We start from the raw sequence: 13,660 nt of genomic DNA on the forward strand, positions 1-13,660 counted from the left end.
TCACCTGGCGAGCATGCGGGAACAAACTGACGGGTTGCTTACGGCGGCGCGGGAAATGGCGTCTGGACACCACTCGGTGCGGAACAACATACCACCGCCGGCGGCCACGCCGGCAAGACCAACTCAGGTGGCGGCGAAGAAGTCGCGCACTCTGTCCATCCACGACTTGGCGCGCGGATTGTGGCGACCCGAATCTCCCTGACTCGACTCCTCGAGCTCGCGCAGCAGTTCCTTCTGGCGCTCGGTCAGGTGGACCGGCGTTTCGACGACCACGTGGCAGAGCAGGTCACCATGCGCATGGCTGCGTACGCTCTTGATGCCCTTGCCGCGCAGGCGGAAGACCTTCCCGGACTGCGTCTCGGCCGGAATCCGGACTTTCGCTGCTCCATCGAGGGTCGGAATATCGATTTCCCCGCCAAGCGCCGCCGTCGTGAAACTGATCGGCATCTCGCAGTGCAGGTCGTTCTGTTCGCGCTGAAAGACAGGATGTGCCTTGAGGTGAATCTGCACATACAGATCGCCCGACGGTCCGCCGTTGACACCGTGCTCGCCTTCTCCCGAGAGCCGTATCCGATCGCCCTCGTCCACCCCGGCCGGGATCTTGACGGCCAGGGTCTTGTGCTGCTTGACCCGCCCGGCCCCATTGCACGGCGCGCAGGGATCGGCGACGAAGCGTCCGGTGCCATGGCATTTCGGGCAGGTTTGCTGGATCGAAAAGAAACCCTGCTGCAGCCTTACCTGGCCGCTGCCCTGACAGGTAGGGCAGGTCTTGGGCTGGGTGCCGGCCTTGGCACCACTGCCGTGACAGGCGTCGCAAGCCTCCATGGTCGGAATGCGAATCTTGGTTTCGGTGCCGAAAGCGGCCTGCTCAAGGGTAATTTCAAGGTTGTAGCGCAGGTCGGCGCCACGATAGATATTCGACCGACCGCCGCGCGCACCGCCAAATATCTCGTCGAAGATGCCGCCGAACGCGTCGGAGAATCCGCCCGCGCCGGCCGCGCCCATGCCCGCCTGCGGATCGACGCCGGCGTGCCCGTACTGGTCGTAAACCGCACGCTGCTGCCCATCAGAGAGAATCTCGTAGGCTTCCTTGGCCTCCTTGAAGTGCTCTTCGGCCTTCGGGTTGTCCGGATTGCGGTCCGGGTGATGCTTCATCGCCAGCTTGCGGTAAGCCTTCTTTATTTCCTCTTCGGAGGCGTCACGATTGACGCCCAGAATCTCGTAAAAGTCGCGTTTAGCCATCAGTTCTCGAGCACCTTGTGGGACGGGCGAGGCGCGATTATACGCCTCGCCCTTCAGGCAGAAGTGCCTACTTCTTGTCTTTTACTTCTGTAAACTCGGCGTCGACAACGTCGCTGTCGTCCTTGCGCGAATCGCCTGCCGCACCACTCGATCCCGCTCCCGCGGCACCCTCGGCAGCGCCCGCGTGCGCCTGCTGCTCCGCGTACATCTTCTCGCCAAGCTTTTGCGCAGCCGTCCCGAGGGCCTCGGTCTTGCCCTTGATGGCCTCCAGATCGTTGCCCCGGATGGCCTCCTCGGCCTCCTTGATCGCCGCTTCGATGACTCCTTTCTCGCTATCGGAAAGCGCCTTGCCGTATTCGCCAAGCGACTTCTTGACGGTATGAATCATTCCGTCGCACTGATTGCGGGCATCCGCCAGTTCGCGTGCCTGGCGGTCCTCTTCGGCATGTGCCTCGGCGTCGAGCACCATGCGCTGCACTTCCTCCTCGCTGAGACCCGAAGACGCCTGGATCTTGATCTTGTTTTCCTTGCCTGTCGCCTTGTCCTTGGCCGAGACATGCAGAATGCCGTTGGCGTCGATGTCGAAAGTGACTTCGATCTGCGGCATGCCGCGCGGTGCCGGCGGAATGTCCGAGAGGTTGAACTGCCCGAGGCTCTTGTTGCCGCCGGCAATTTCGCGCTCACCCTGCAGAACATGGATGGTGACCGCCGACTGGCCGTCGTCGGCCGTCGAGAAGATCTGCGTCGCCTTGGTCGGAATGGTCGTGTTCTTCTTGATCAGCTTGGTCATCACGCCGCCCAGCGTCTCGATACCCAGCGACAGGGGCGTCACGTCAAGCAGCAAGACGTCCTTGACCTCGCCCTGCAGGACGCCACCCTGGATCGCCGCACCGACCGCGACAGCCTCATCCGGATTGACGTCGCGGCGCGGTTCACGGCCGAAGAACGCTTTCACCTTCTCCTGCACCTTGGGCATCCGCGACTGACCACCGACGAGGATCACGTCGTCGATGTCGGTGACCTTGCAACCGGCGTCCTTCAGTGCGATCCGGCACGGCTCGATGGTCCGCTCGACGAGCTCATCGACCAGCGATTCGAACTTGGCACGGGTGATTTTTTGCGTCAGGTGCTTGGGACCGGAACTGTCGGCGGTGATGTACGGCAGATTGATTTCGGTCTGCTGGCCCGCCGAGAGCTCGATCTTGGCTTTCTCGGCTGCATCCTTGAGGCGCTGCAGGGCGAGCACGTCGGCCTTGAGGTTGACCCCGGATTCTTTCTTGAACTCATCAATGATGTAGTCGATCAGCCGCTGGTCGAAGTCTTCGCCACCGAGGAAGGTGTCACCATTGGTCGACAGCACCTCGAACTGGTGCTCGCCCTCGACCTGTGCGATCTCGATGATCGAGATGTCGAAGGTGCCGCCACCGAGGTCATAGACAGCGATCTTCTTGTCGCCCTGCTTCTTGTCCATGCCGAAAGCCAAGGCAGCGGCAGTCGGCTCGTTGATGATCCGCTTGACTTCCAGACCCGCTATACGGCCCGCGTCCTTGGTCGCCTGCCGCTGACTGTCATTGAAGTAGGCCGGGACCGTGATCACCGCTTCGGTGACTTCCTCGCCAAGGTAGTCCTCGGCGGTCTTCTTCATCTTGCGGAGCACTTCGGCGGAAACCTGCGGCGGCGCAATCTTGCTGCCGCGTGCTTCGACCCAGGCATCGCCATTGTCAGCCTTGAGAATCTTGAAGGGCATCAGCGAGATATCCTTCTGCACTTCCTTCTCTTCAAAGCGCCGACCGATCAGCCGCTTGACCGCGTACAGAGTGTTTCGCGGATTGGTCACCGCCTGGCGCTTGGCGGGTGCGCCGCACAGAATCTCGCCGTCTTCCGGATAGGCGACGACGGATGGCGTGGTGCGAGCGCCCTCGGAGTTCTCGATAACCTTCGGTTTGCCATTTTCCATGACCGCAACGCAGGAGTTGGTTGTGCCCAGATCAATGCCGATGATCTTGCCCATTGCAGAATCCTTTCAGTATTTCAGTAAGTTGTGACGACACTCGCCAGGCAGCGACATGTCGGGTGACAAGGCCGAAGTGGGGCTTGTCGCAGGAATTTCAAGTCGCCGCCCTGGCGACAACAACCATTGCCGGGCGCAACACACGATCCGACAGCAGGTAGCCTTTCTGCAGGACAGCGACCACCGTGTTCGGCTCCTGTGGCGACTCGACAACGCTGATCGCCTGGTGTCGATGGGGGTCAAACCTTTCGCCCAGCGGATCGATTTCGACGAGCGCCGACTTCTCGAAAGCCGCGGCCAGTTGCTTGAGGGTGACCTCGGTGCCCGCGCGCAGGCTGTCGACGGTCAGTGATTCGCTGGCCAGCGCCAGTTCCAGACTGTCCTTCACGGCCAGCAACTCACGGGCGAAGCGGTCGATCGCGAATTTTGCCGCCTTGGCAATGTCTTCCTGCGCGCGCCGCCGTACATTCTCGGTCTCGGCCTTGGCGCGCAACCAGGCGTCATGGTTTTCGGCAGCCTTCAGCTCGGCCTGCCGCAGACTCTCTTCGAGCGTTGGTGCGCTATCTGTGGCGGGGACGCCAGCTTCGTCAACAGGGCCTGGCACTTCCTCCTCCCCCTGGTCCATCGCCCTGGTCTTGTCGTCCTGTGTGTCATTTGCTTCCATACGTGTTGGTCTCCCAGAAAACTGCACGAAGTTTGGGGCAAGTTTTTCGATTTCAAGCCTTTTTGTCGGCACTCGCGGGGCAACCGCCGAGGCATTTCACGCATAATTTCGCATCGACCGGCGCTTTCGCTGCTAGCATTTCAATTCCCTGTGATCCTACACGGCGCGTGGTACCGTCATGATGGAGAAAATCGGCAAGTATCGGATCATTCGCCCGCTCGGCAAGGGCGCGACGGCTGTCGTCTATCTGGCCCATGATCCGGATCGAAACTGCCAGGTCGCCATCAAGCTGATCCGCTTCGGCGAGGACAACGCAGCGATGTCGCGGCGTTTGCGCAAGATATTCCAGACCGAGGACGCGATCGGCCGGCGGCTCGAACACCCGAACATCGTCAAGGTATACGACGCCGTCGTTGAAAAGGATCAGGCCTATCTGGTGATGGAGTTCGTAGACGGCGGCGCGCTCGACCGATTCTGTTCAATCGACCGCCTGTTGCCGATGCACCGCGTCATCGGCATCATCTTCAAGTGCTGCCTAGCCCTTGACCACGCCTTCCGGCAGGGGGTCGTTCATCGCGACATCAAGCCGGCCAACATCCTCCTTGACGCCGACGACAATCCCCGCATCACCGATTTCGGCCTGGGCCTGAACCTGCACAAGGACATGGGCAAGGACTCGACCTTCGTGATGGGCGTCGGGTCGCCCGCCTACATGTCGCCGGAGCAGGTCAAGGGCTATCCGCTCAATCACAAGACCGACCTCTATTCGCTGGGTGTCCTGCTCTTTCAGCTGCTGACCGGGCGGCTGCCCTTTCGTGCCAACAATCCGGCAACGCTTGTGTACAAGATCGTTAACACCGACTCGCCGTCGGTTTGCGGCCTTAACCCGAACCTGCCTACCGGCCTTGATCCGATCATCAAGAAGGCGCTCGAAAAGGACCTCTACAGCCGCTACCGCAATGGCGCCGCGTTCGCCAAGGATCTTACGGCGGTACGTTACCAGATGGTCGACGAGGACCAGACACAGCAGGACCTGACGCACTTCGCGACGCTGCGCAAGATGGAATTCTTCGTCGAATTCGAGGACATCGAGTTGTGGGAAGTGCTCCGCGTCAGCTCCTGGCGGGAGCTCTCCGAGAAAGTAACGCTGATCCGCGAAGGCGAAAAGCACCGCAAGTTCGGCGTGATCATCGCCGGTTTTGTCGAGGTGTCGTCCAAGGGGCGGGCCATCTGCCGCCTTGGTGCGAGCGAGGTGGTGGGGGAAATGGGTTTCCTGCACCCGACCGATTCGCTGCGCCACGCGACGGTGGTGACGCTCGAACCCACCTCGTTCCTGGAGATCAACAGCGCGTCGCTCGCGTTGAGTTCGGCCGAAGTGCAGGAACGCTTCAACAAGGTGCTGCTGACCAAAGTCCTCGGTCGCTTGCGCGAAGCCAACAAGGTGCTTGCCAAGCTCGGCCAACCGGCGGTCCAGGGCAGCCTTTCAACCTCCGGCATCGGACTTTCGCCGCCGCTGGAGTTGCTCTGAAGCGACACTGCCGGGCGGTCACGGCAGACGCTGCGCGGTCGAGTCGCTAGCCAGGAATCAGTCGCCCGACCCCACTCCCCTCAGACCGTCAGGTCGACCTGCTGGATGCTGCCAGCACGGCCGTCTTCATACAGATAGATGCCGCTTGAGCGAATCTGCCCTTGCAGCTCGTTGGCACTGTTCTTGAGCGAGAACGCGCTATCGACGCTGGCCACGCCGAGCGCACCGATACCAGCTTGGCTCAAGGAGACCAGCTGATCCTCGCCGGCGCTGTTCCTGGTCCATAGGCGCAGGCTTTCGAATGCGGCGTCAGCACTGTCAATCCAGCCGTTGCGATCGCTGTCGAGAGCGGCCAACTCGGCAAATCCGTTACCACTTCGCACGCCAAAAAGCTCCAGGCCATTGTTGACCTTGCCGTCGCCATTGCCGTCGAGCACCAGAAAACCGCTGCCGCGGCCAGCAAAATTGATGTTTTCCTGGCGTCCGTCGCCGTCGAGATCGAAACTGAAACGCTGACTGGTCAGCTGCGCCGCCGATCCAGCGAAGTTGAGCACCAGCGGGTCCTTCCTCGGGCGGGAATCGCCAAGCTGGATGCTGACGTTCGACTCCTCGTGGTAGCTGCGGCTCATTTCGAGAGCGATCGAGAAACTGATCTCGTCGCCGGCAGCCGTCCGCACCACGCCTGACGCCTGAAAGCTGGCCTGTTCAACCTCCGTGTAGGATTCGTGTCGCTGGTAATCGACGGCGATGCCGGCATTTTGCGGCGTCGGCCGGGTGCTGTCCGGCTGTTCCAGAGACTGCCCCACTGATCGCGGAGGCGCTTCGCCAGCGCCCTGTCCGGCCAGTTCGCGGGCGTCAAAAACGCGAACCTCGCGACCGGTCAGGATCGCCACCATGGCCCTGATCAGACGCAGAATCGGGTCTCTATCGACTGCCTGGAGGCTATCATCAATGGCTTGCGCCTCGCTAGACCGCGCAGCCTGACCGGCGTCGGAAAGCTGCACCTCGTTCCTCGCCGGCGCGCTCGTCGTCCGCCCCTCGCCCCGCGGACGCCCTTGCCCAAGCGTGATCTTCATCGACTCCTGGAGGTCGTGCTGCTGCATGCTGGTTGAACTGGACGCCAGCTGCAAGCTGGTGCTGGTGATTTGCATCTTCTCGTCTCCTGGGCAGTCGGGCTAAGGCCGATCAGTTCTTAACGGCGGGAGGCGGCCAGAACTTGACGCTTGGTGGTCGGTTACTTTGCACGCCTCGGTCCGCGGCGCCGTTTCGAACAGCTGGTTCGCCCGCTTCAGGATGAGGCTCCAGCCGCCCTGGCACGCAAGGCCGAGACCTCCAGGCTGCTCTGGTCGGTAGGCAACCGGGTCGGCCAGCCCTGCAGATGGCCGGCGGCAATGTCGGCCAGGGCGTGCAGCCAGTCGTCCCGTTCGTTAAGGCAAGGGACGTAGTGGTATTCCGTGCCTCCAGCCCGGGTGAACTCGGCGCGGCCTTCGATGGCGATTTCTTCGAGCGTTTCAAGGCAGTCGGCGGGAAAACCCGGGCAGATCACGTCCACCCGCTGCACGCCTTGCTTGCCAAGCGCCTTGAGCGTCGGTGCGGTATAGGGCTGCAGCCACTCGGCGCGGCCGAAACGCGACTGAAAGCAGATCTGGTATTGCTCCGCAGCCAGAGACAGCGCCTCGGCAAGCAAGCGGCCGCTCTTCTGGCACTCGCAATGGTACGGATCACCCTTGTCCAGGGTGTAGCGCGGCAAGCCGTGAAAGCTCATCACCAGCCGATACGAAGCGCCCGGCTGACCGTTGCTGGCCCAATGTTCGCGAACGCTGGCGGCGAGTGCTGCGATGTACCCCGGGTGATCGGCAAAACTCCGGACTGTGCGAATTTCAGGCTGATTGCGGACGCTCTGCAACCAGCCGCAGGCCACATCGACCGCTGTCGCCGTGGTGCTAGCGGCATACTGCGGATAGAGCGGTAGCAGCAGGATGCGGGTGCAGCCGCCGGCCTTTAGCTGCGAGAGCTTGGCCGGAATTGACGGCTCGCCATAACGCATCGCGTAGTCGACCACCACGCGATGCCCGGCCTGGCCCAGAAAGCCACGCAGCAGCGTGGCCTGGCGTTCGACGTGCACTTTCAGCGGCGAGCCTTCGGCGGCCCACACCGAAGCGTACTTTTCCGCCGAGCGTCGCGGCCTGACCCGGAGAATGATCCCGTTGAGAATCAGCCACCAGATCGGACGCGGGATCTCGACCACCCGTGGGTCCGACAGAAACTCCTTGAGGTAGCGCCGCACCGCCGGCGCCGTCGGCGCGTCGGGCGTTCCCAGGTTAATCAGCAGCACGGCGGTCTGCGCCGGCGAACCGTGGCGCCAGGCCGGCTCGGGAAGATAGCGGGGCATCAGGAGTTGGCCTGATAGGTCAGCGCGGAAGAAAGCAGTTTGGCGGTAATGTCCACGATCGGGATGACGCGATCGTAAGCCATGCGGGTAGGTCCGATGACGCCAACCGAACCGACCACCTGGCCATCGACCTCATAAGGTGCGGTGACCACACTGCATTCATCGAGGGGCGCCAGGCCCGATTCTCCACCAATGAAGATCTGCACCCCGTCGGCGCGGTGTGATAGGTCGAGCAACTGCATCAACGAGGTCCGCTGTTCGAAGAGGTCGAACAACTCTCGAAGCCTTTTCATGTTGGACGAAAATTCCTCGACGTCGAGCAGATTGCGCTCGCCCGAGATGACGTATCTGTCCTCGGGGCCCTTGATCGCCTCGTCGCCGGCGGCTAGCGCCGCCGCCATCAGCGACTGCAGATCGCCGCGCAGCCTCTGGAGTTCTTCCTGAACACGCCGACGGATATCCTCGAAATCACGACCGACGAAATGCTGGTTCAGGTAGTTGGTCGCGGTAACCAGCTCGGACGGACTATACGAACGTCCCGGAAAGAGCAGGCGATTCTGCACATCACCGTCCGAAGTCACCAGGATCAGCAGAATCCGCTTCTCCGAAAGACTGACGAATTCGATCTGCCTGATATGTGGCACCCGGCGGCGCGGGGTCAGGACGATGCCCGCAAAGCGGGTCAGCCCGGAGAGCAGGTGCGAGGCATTGCTGATCAGTTGCCGCGGCTGCGAAAGCAGCAGGTGCCCCTCGATGGCGTCGATTCTCGCCTTGTCAAGCGGCTCGACGGTGAGCAGACTGTCAACAAAGAAGCGGTAACCGCGTGAGGTTGGCACCCGCCCCGCGGAAGTGTGCGGACTGGCGATCAGACCACTGTCTTCGAGGTCGGCCATGACATTGCGCACCGTCGCGGCGGACAGGTCCAGGCCCGAGCACTTTGACAGGGCACGCGAGCCGACCGGCTGTCCGTCCGCCACGTAGCGTTCGATCAGGGTCTTGAGCAGCGTTCTCGCGCGTTCATCCAGCATGGGCCCGATTCTACAAAAAATAGTCCGCGTGCGGGGCACGGCGGAAGCCAGCCGAATTGTGGTCTAATTCGTGCCATGAATCATGTCTTTCCTCAAGAGTCGGCTGATAGCCCAAATCTACCCAGAACGATTGCCCTGATCGGCAAGTACCACAGTCAGGAAATCGCCGAATCCGTACGCCTGCTGGCCAAGTACTTGCACGAGCGCGGCATGACCGTACTGATCGAGGAGGAAACCGCGCGTAATCTGGTCAACCAACTGGACCTGCGCAGCTGGGCCAGCGGCAGTTTTTCGTGGCTTGGCGCGCACGCCGACATGGCAATCGTCGTCGGCGGCGACGGCACGATGCTCAATGCCGCACGCCAGCTGGCGCGTTACCGGGTACCACTGGTCGGGGTAAACCAGGGGCGCCTGGGATTCATGACAGACATCTCGCGCAGCGAGATGTTGACCTGCATGGACGACCTGCTGGACGGCAAGTTCGTACCCGAAACGCGCATGCTGCTGGACGCCGAGATCGTTCGCGACGAGCGCATTGTCGCTACCAATCTGGCTCTGAACGACGTCGTCGTAGATAAGGGAGCGATCGGCCGGATGATCGAACTCGAGCTCTTCGTCGACGGAGAATTCATCTACCACCTGCGAGCCGATGGCTTGATCGTCGCCACGTCGACTGGCTCGACGGCCTATGCGCTATCGGCCAATGGCCCGATCCTCTATCCACTGATCTCGGCCATCGCGCTGGTACCACTATGTCCGCACGCCTTGAGCAATCGCCCGATCGTCGTCAGCGACCGCAACGAAATCGAGATCCGGATCGTCTACGCGACCGATTCCCGCGCGCACTTCGATGGTCAGGTAACGATCGATCTGAAGAACGGCGACGGCATTCGCATCCGTCGGTCCGAATACACGATTTGCCTGCTTCACCCTCCGGGTTACAGCTACTTCGCCATGCTGCGTCAAAAGCTGCACTGGAGTGAGCGACCCAAGGAACACTAGACCATTCCGGCGACGACCACACCATGCTGTGCCGCTTGACGATCCGCGACTTCGTTCTGGTTGATCGCCTTGAACTCGAGTTCCAGGGCGGATTTGGTACTTTGACCGGCGAAACCGGCGCCGGCAAGTCAATTCTGGTCGATGCCCTGGCCTTCGCTCTTGGCGAGCGCGCCGATGCCAATCTGGTGCGCACAGGCGGAGAACGCGCCGAAGTGACCGCCGAGTTTGCTCTCGACAGCTCGCCCGCAGCCGACTGGTTGCGGGAGCACGATCTGGATAGCGATGGCAGCTTGCTGCTGCGTCGCCTGGTCGATGCCAATGGCCGATCACGGGCGTATTTGAATGGCTCGCCGGTTACCCTCCAGCAACTGCGTGAGGTCGCCGAGTGGCTGGTCGACATTCACGGCCAGCACGCACATCAGTCGCTGCTGCGCAGCGACGCGCAACGCGCCCTGCTCGACGCGCACGGAAGACTCGATCCGCTGCTGGCGCAAGTGAACGCCGCCTGGCGTCACTGGCGCGAAGCAAAGGCCAGGCTTGATGCCGCTACCGACGGCATCGAGGCACTGGCGGTCGAGCGTGAACAATTGACCTGGCAGGTCCGCGAGCTCGAAACACTAGGTTTCTCGCGCGACGAGTGGCTGGCGCTGAATGATCAACACCGGCGACTGGCGCACGCCGCGAGCCTCGTCGAAGGCGCCCAGTTCGCCTTGCAGGTCCTGGCCGAAGGCGATGCGGCGTGTGAAGCGCAGGTGGCCACCGTGGCCAATCGCCTCGAAGGGCTTGCCGAATACGATCCGGCGCTCTCCGAAGTCGCTTCCCTGCTGCAGTCGGCGCAAGCGGAACTCGCCGAAGCGATCTCGGCGCTGCGTCGCTACGCCAGCCGCGTCGACCTGGATCCCCGGCGCCTGACGGAACTGGAGCAGCGCATCGAGGCCGTCCTGGACTGTTCGCGGAAATTCCGCTGTACCCCGGACGAGCTGCCGTCCTTCCTGGCGGGCTGCCAGGAGCGCCTGGCGGTCCTTGGTGAGGCGGCGGATCTCGCCGGCCTGGCCGAGCGCGTCGCCGCAGCGGGCGACCAGTATGGGCAGCTTGCGCGGAGTTTGTCAGCGGGGCGCACGCAGGTCGCAACGGCGCTCGGACGCGAAGTCAGCCTGGTGATGCAGCAACTGGCGCTTGGCGGTGGCCGTTTCGAGGTCGGGCTGATACCCGTCGCGGGCGGCAGCGCATGCGGGCTCGAGCAGATCGAGTTTCGCATTGCCGGACTCGCCGGCAATGAATCGCGGCCCTTGGCCAAGGTCGCCTCGGGTGGCGAACTGTCGCGGATCAGTCTGGCCATCCAGGTGGTGACCAGCCAGGCAGCGTGCGTCCCGACGCTGGTCTTCGACGAGGTCGATGTCGGCATTGGTGGTGGCGTCGCCGAAGTCGTCGGTCGCTTGCTGCGCGAACTGGGTGCCGAACGACAGGTCCTGTGTGTGACCCATCTTCCCCAAGTCGCTGCACGCGCCAACTGGCAGTGGCTGGTCAGCAAGGGATCCGACGCCGGACAGGTACGCAGTCGTGTGGCGATCATCGAGGGTGAAGCACGGGTGGAAGAAATTGCCCGCATGCTGGGCGGTGTCCAAATGACGACGATTACCCGCCAGCACGCTAGGGAAATGCTTGGACTTCCGTGAGCGGCACTGTCCTGGCTGGCGTCAGACCCCGGCTCTAGAAGACGGTCGACGATGACGAACACGTGAAATGCCCGCTCATCGGGCCTTGCCGCCGCAAGAGCGAACGAAGCGCCCATGGCGCACCCCGCGCTCTGCCGGCCAGGCGTACCGAACACCCATCAGCTCACCTGCGCGCAACACGGGAAAGGTCAAACAGCCTTCTTGCTCTTGCTCCTGGCCGCTTTCTTGAGCGTTTTGAACTGCTCGGGGTCTTCCGCCTTCAGATACTCGACAACCTCGAAGTCCTCGCGCTTTAGGCGCTGGATGTCGATCTGCTCTACGTGCACCAACCTCAGCAACTCGCGCACCGGCTTGGGCATGTTGCGGCCGCTCTCATAGCGCGAGCCACCGCTTTGCGTCACCCCGATCTTTGACCAGAACTGCTGCTGATTCAGACCAAGCTTGCGACGAATTTCGCGGGGATCGACCCTCTCGACGACTTTGACGGTACTCATGATTATCCTTTCGTGCAATTACTCCACGCGAACCAGCAGAAACGACGCTTCCTGCCACTTATCAACACCACATGACTTTGGTGATACACGGCACACTATAAGCGAAACGATGAGGATTGCAAGTGGCATTCCCATAGAACATGCGACTAATGCTGATCGGTTTACTCAGGTGCCACGAGTTTTGCCGCCGTGTCAAGCAATGCTTTAGAATACCGTTTTCTGAAACCTCGAATTGGATTGGCAATGGCGCTGATAGTTCAGAAGTTCGGTGGCACTTCTGTGGCATCGACGGAACGTATCAAGAACGTGGCAAAGCGTGTCGCTCGCTGGCAGGCACAAGGACACCAGGTGATCGTGGTTCCCTCGGCGATGGCCGGCGAAACCAACCGACTTATCGCCTTGGCCAAGGAGATTTCACCCTCACCCGACCCGCGCGAACTCGACGTCATCGCCTCAACCGGCGAACAGGTGACCATCGCCCTGCTGGCGATGGCGATGCATGCTGAAGGGGTGAAGGCCAAGAGCTTTACCGGCTCGCAAGTCACGGTACTCACCGATAGCACCTTCACCAAGGCGCGAATTCTGAGGATCGACGAGGAGCGGATTCGCAAAGCATTGGCCGACGGTAACGTGGTGGTCGTCGCAGGCTTCCAGGGCGCCGACGCGCACGGCAACATCACCACTCTGGGCCGCGGAGGCTCGGACACGTCGGCCGTGGCACTCGCGGCCGCCATGAAAGCGGACGAGTGCCAGATTTATACCGACGTCGATGGCGTGTACACCACCGATCCGCGCGTCGTGCCGGAAGCGCGCAAACTCGACACTATCACTTTTGAGGAGATGCTGGAGATGGCCAGCCTCGGCTCGAAAGTGCTCCAGATCCGGTCGGTCGAGTTCGCCGGCAAGTACAAAGTCAAACTACGCGTGCTTTCGAGTTTCGAGGACGAAGGTGAGGGTACGCTGATCACTGTCGAGGAAAGAAATACTATGGAACAACCTGTCATTTCCGGGATCGCCTTCAATCGCGACGAAGCCAAGCTTACGATGCTTGGCGTTCCTGACCGCCCGGGCATCGCCTACCAGATCCTCGGACCAATCGCCGACGCCAACGTTGACGTCGACATGATCATCCAGAACATCGGTCGTGACGGCACCACCGACTTTTCCTTTACCGTCCATCGCGGCGATTACAGCAAGGCAATGGCCATTCTGGAGGGCATCCGGACGAAAATCGGCGCACGCGACCTGTCGGGTGACACCACGACCTGCAAGGTCTCGGCCGTCGGCGTCGGGATGCGATCCCACCCCGGCGTCGCGAGCAAGATGTTCGGCGCCCTTGCCAAAGAAGGCATCAACCTCCAGATGATCTCGACGTCGGAAATCAAGATCTCGGTAGTGATCGAGGAAAAGTACCTCGAACTCGCCCTCCGCGTGCTGCACAAGGCATTCGGTCTGGAAAAGCCGCAAAAGTCGACGTTGAGTTTGACCGGTCGAGACGAAACCGATATCATCACGCCCTCCTAGGAGACGTGGCCGAGAGGTCGAAGGCACTCCCCTGCTAAGGGAGCATGCGGGCATAAACCTGCATCAAGGGTTCGAATCCCTTCGTCTCCGCCAGGACAC

Annotated in this window: 11 protein-coding genes and 1 tRNA gene; 5 read left to right on the plus strand and 7 right to left on the minus strand. The window is 61.7% G+C overall.

The annotated features are described in order from the left end of the window. Positions 1 to 123: 123 nt before the first annotated feature. The 3 genes from dnaJ to grpE all read right to left on the minus strand — a co-directional run bounded on the left by dnaJ (position 124) and on the right by grpE (position 3,917). Positions 124 to 1,242, minus strand: coding sequence for a molecular chaperone DnaJ (gene dnaJ, locus Q1L50_RS13480; RefSeq protein ID WP_300339573.1), 1,119 nt, complete (start codon positions 1,240 to 1,242; stop codon positions 124 to 126). A gap of 67 nt (positions 1,243 to 1,309) precedes the next feature. Then, complete coding sequence (gene dnaK, locus Q1L50_RS13485) at positions 1,310 to 3,253, minus strand: molecular chaperone DnaK (protein WP_300339575.1); 1,944 nt, start codon at positions 3,251 to 3,253, stop codon at positions 1,310 to 1,312. Between the two features lie 97 nt (positions 3,254 to 3,350). Continuing rightward, positions 3,351 to 3,917 (minus strand): nucleotide exchange factor GrpE, encoded by a 567-nt coding sequence (gene grpE, locus Q1L50_RS13490; protein WP_300339577.1) that lies wholly within the window; start codon positions 3,915 to 3,917, stop codon positions 3,351 to 3,353. Positions 3,918 to 4,095: 178 nt separating this feature from the next. On the opposite strand from grpE, the gene Q1L50_RS13495 reads away from it, so the two are divergent. Next, entirely contained in the window at positions 4,096 to 5,445 is a 1,350-nt protein-coding gene (locus tag Q1L50_RS13495) for a serine/threonine-protein kinase (protein WP_300339578.1), read from the plus strand. 80 nt (positions 5,446 to 5,525) lie between these two features. Here the strand turns inward: Q1L50_RS13495 and Q1L50_RS13500 are convergent, their stop codons facing one another. The 3 genes from Q1L50_RS13500 to hrcA form a co-directional block, all read right to left on the minus strand. Continuing rightward, the gene (locus tag Q1L50_RS13500; RefSeq protein WP_300339580.1) at positions 5,526 to 6,596 is read right to left on the minus strand and encodes a VCBS repeat-containing protein; all 1,071 of its coding nucleotides are present in this window, start codon (positions 6,594 to 6,596) and stop codon (positions 5,526 to 5,528) included. Positions 6,597 to 6,733: 137 nt separating this feature from the next. Further along, entirely contained in the window at positions 6,734 to 7,837 is a 1,104-nt protein-coding gene (hemH, locus tag Q1L50_RS13505; protein WP_300339581.1) for a ferrochelatase, read from the minus strand. Then, positions 7,837 to 8,865 (minus strand): heat-inducible transcriptional repressor HrcA, encoded by a 1,029-nt coding sequence (gene hrcA / locus Q1L50_RS13510; RefSeq protein ID WP_300339583.1) that lies wholly within the window; start codon positions 8,863 to 8,865, stop codon positions 7,837 to 7,839. The genes hemH and hrcA overlap by 1 nt, the downstream gene beginning before the upstream one ends. Before the next feature lie 75 nt (positions 8,866 to 8,940). Between hrcA and Q1L50_RS13515 the strand changes: the two genes are divergently transcribed. Together Q1L50_RS13515 and recN are read left to right on the plus strand one after the other, a co-directional pair. Beyond that, positions 8,941 to 9,867: an NAD kinase gene (locus tag Q1L50_RS13515; RefSeq protein ID WP_300339585.1), complete on the plus strand. Its 927-nt coding sequence runs from the start codon at positions 8,941 to 8,943 to the stop codon at positions 9,865 to 9,867. Between the two features lie 23 nt (positions 9,868 to 9,890). After that, positions 9,891 to 11,543, plus strand: coding sequence for a DNA repair protein RecN (gene recN, locus Q1L50_RS13520; RefSeq protein ID WP_300339587.1), 1,653 nt, complete (start codon positions 9,891 to 9,893; stop codon positions 11,541 to 11,543). Positions 11,544 to 11,731: 188 nt separating this feature from the next. On the opposite strand, the gene Q1L50_RS13525 is transcribed toward recN, so the two are convergent. Beyond that, positions 11,732 to 12,037 (minus strand): helix-turn-helix domain-containing protein, encoded by a 306-nt coding sequence (locus tag Q1L50_RS13525; protein ID WP_300339589.1) that lies wholly within the window; start codon positions 12,035 to 12,037, stop codon positions 11,732 to 11,734. 243 nt (positions 12,038 to 12,280) lie between these two features. Here Q1L50_RS13525 and Q1L50_RS13530 point away from each other — a divergent pair, with 243 nt between their 5' ends. Both Q1L50_RS13530 and Q1L50_RS13535 read left to right on the plus strand, forming a co-directional pair. After that, positions 12,281 to 13,561 (plus strand): aspartate kinase, encoded by a 1,281-nt coding sequence (locus tag Q1L50_RS13530; protein ID WP_300339591.1) that lies wholly within the window; start codon positions 12,281 to 12,283, stop codon positions 13,559 to 13,561. Further along, a tRNA-Ser gene (locus Q1L50_RS13535) sits at positions 13,561 to 13,654 on the plus strand. The genes Q1L50_RS13530 and Q1L50_RS13535 overlap by 1 nt, the downstream gene beginning before the upstream one ends. The last annotated feature ends 6 nt before the right edge of the window (positions 13,655 to 13,660 follow it).

The sequence above is a fragment of the Accumulibacter sp. genome, assembly GCF_029255145.1.
Lineage (GTDB): Bacteria > Pseudomonadota > Gammaproteobacteria > Burkholderiales > Rhodocyclaceae > Accumulibacter.

Excerpts from the sequence above, each read along its gene's own strand:
- Q1L50_RS13515 (WP_300339585.1), top strand. The coding sequence starts at position 8,941 with ATGAATCATGTCTTTCCTCAAGAGTCGGCTGATAGCCCAAATCTACCC.
- Q1L50_RS13495 (WP_300339578.1), top strand. The coding sequence starts at position 4,096 with ATGATGGAGAAAATCGGCAAGTATCGGATCATTCGCCCGCTCGGCAAG.
- Q1L50_RS13525 (WP_300339589.1), bottom strand. The coding sequence starts at position 12,037 with ATGAGTACCGTCAAAGTCGTCGAGAGGGTCGATCCCCGCGAAATTCGT.
- hrcA (WP_300339583.1), bottom strand. The coding sequence starts at position 8,865 with ATGCTGGATGAACGCGCGAGAACGCTGCTCAAGACCCTGATCGAACGC.
- Q1L50_RS13530 (WP_300339591.1), top strand. The coding sequence starts at position 12,281 with ATGGCGCTGATAGTTCAGAAGTTCGGTGGCACTTCTGTGGCATCGACG.
- dnaK (WP_300339575.1), bottom strand. The coding sequence starts at position 3,253 with ATGGGCAAGATCATCGGCATTGATCTGGGCACAACCAACTCCTGCGTT.
- dnaJ (WP_300339573.1), bottom strand. The coding sequence starts at position 1,242 with ATGGCTAAACGCGACTTTTACGAGATTCTGGGCGTCAATCGTGACGCC.
- recN (WP_300339587.1), top strand. The coding sequence starts at position 9,891 with ATGCTGTGCCGCTTGACGATCCGCGACTTCGTTCTGGTTGATCGCCTT.
- Q1L50_RS13500 (WP_300339580.1), bottom strand. The coding sequence starts at position 6,596 with ATGCAAATCACCAGCACCAGCTTGCAGCTGGCGTCCAGTTCAACCAGC.
- grpE (WP_300339577.1), bottom strand. The coding sequence starts at position 3,917 with ATGGAAGCAAATGACACACAGGACGACAAGACCAGGGCGATGGACCAG.
- hemH (WP_300339581.1), bottom strand. The coding sequence starts at position 7,837 with ATGCCCCGCTATCTTCCCGAGCCGGCCTGGCGCCACGGTTCGCCGGCG.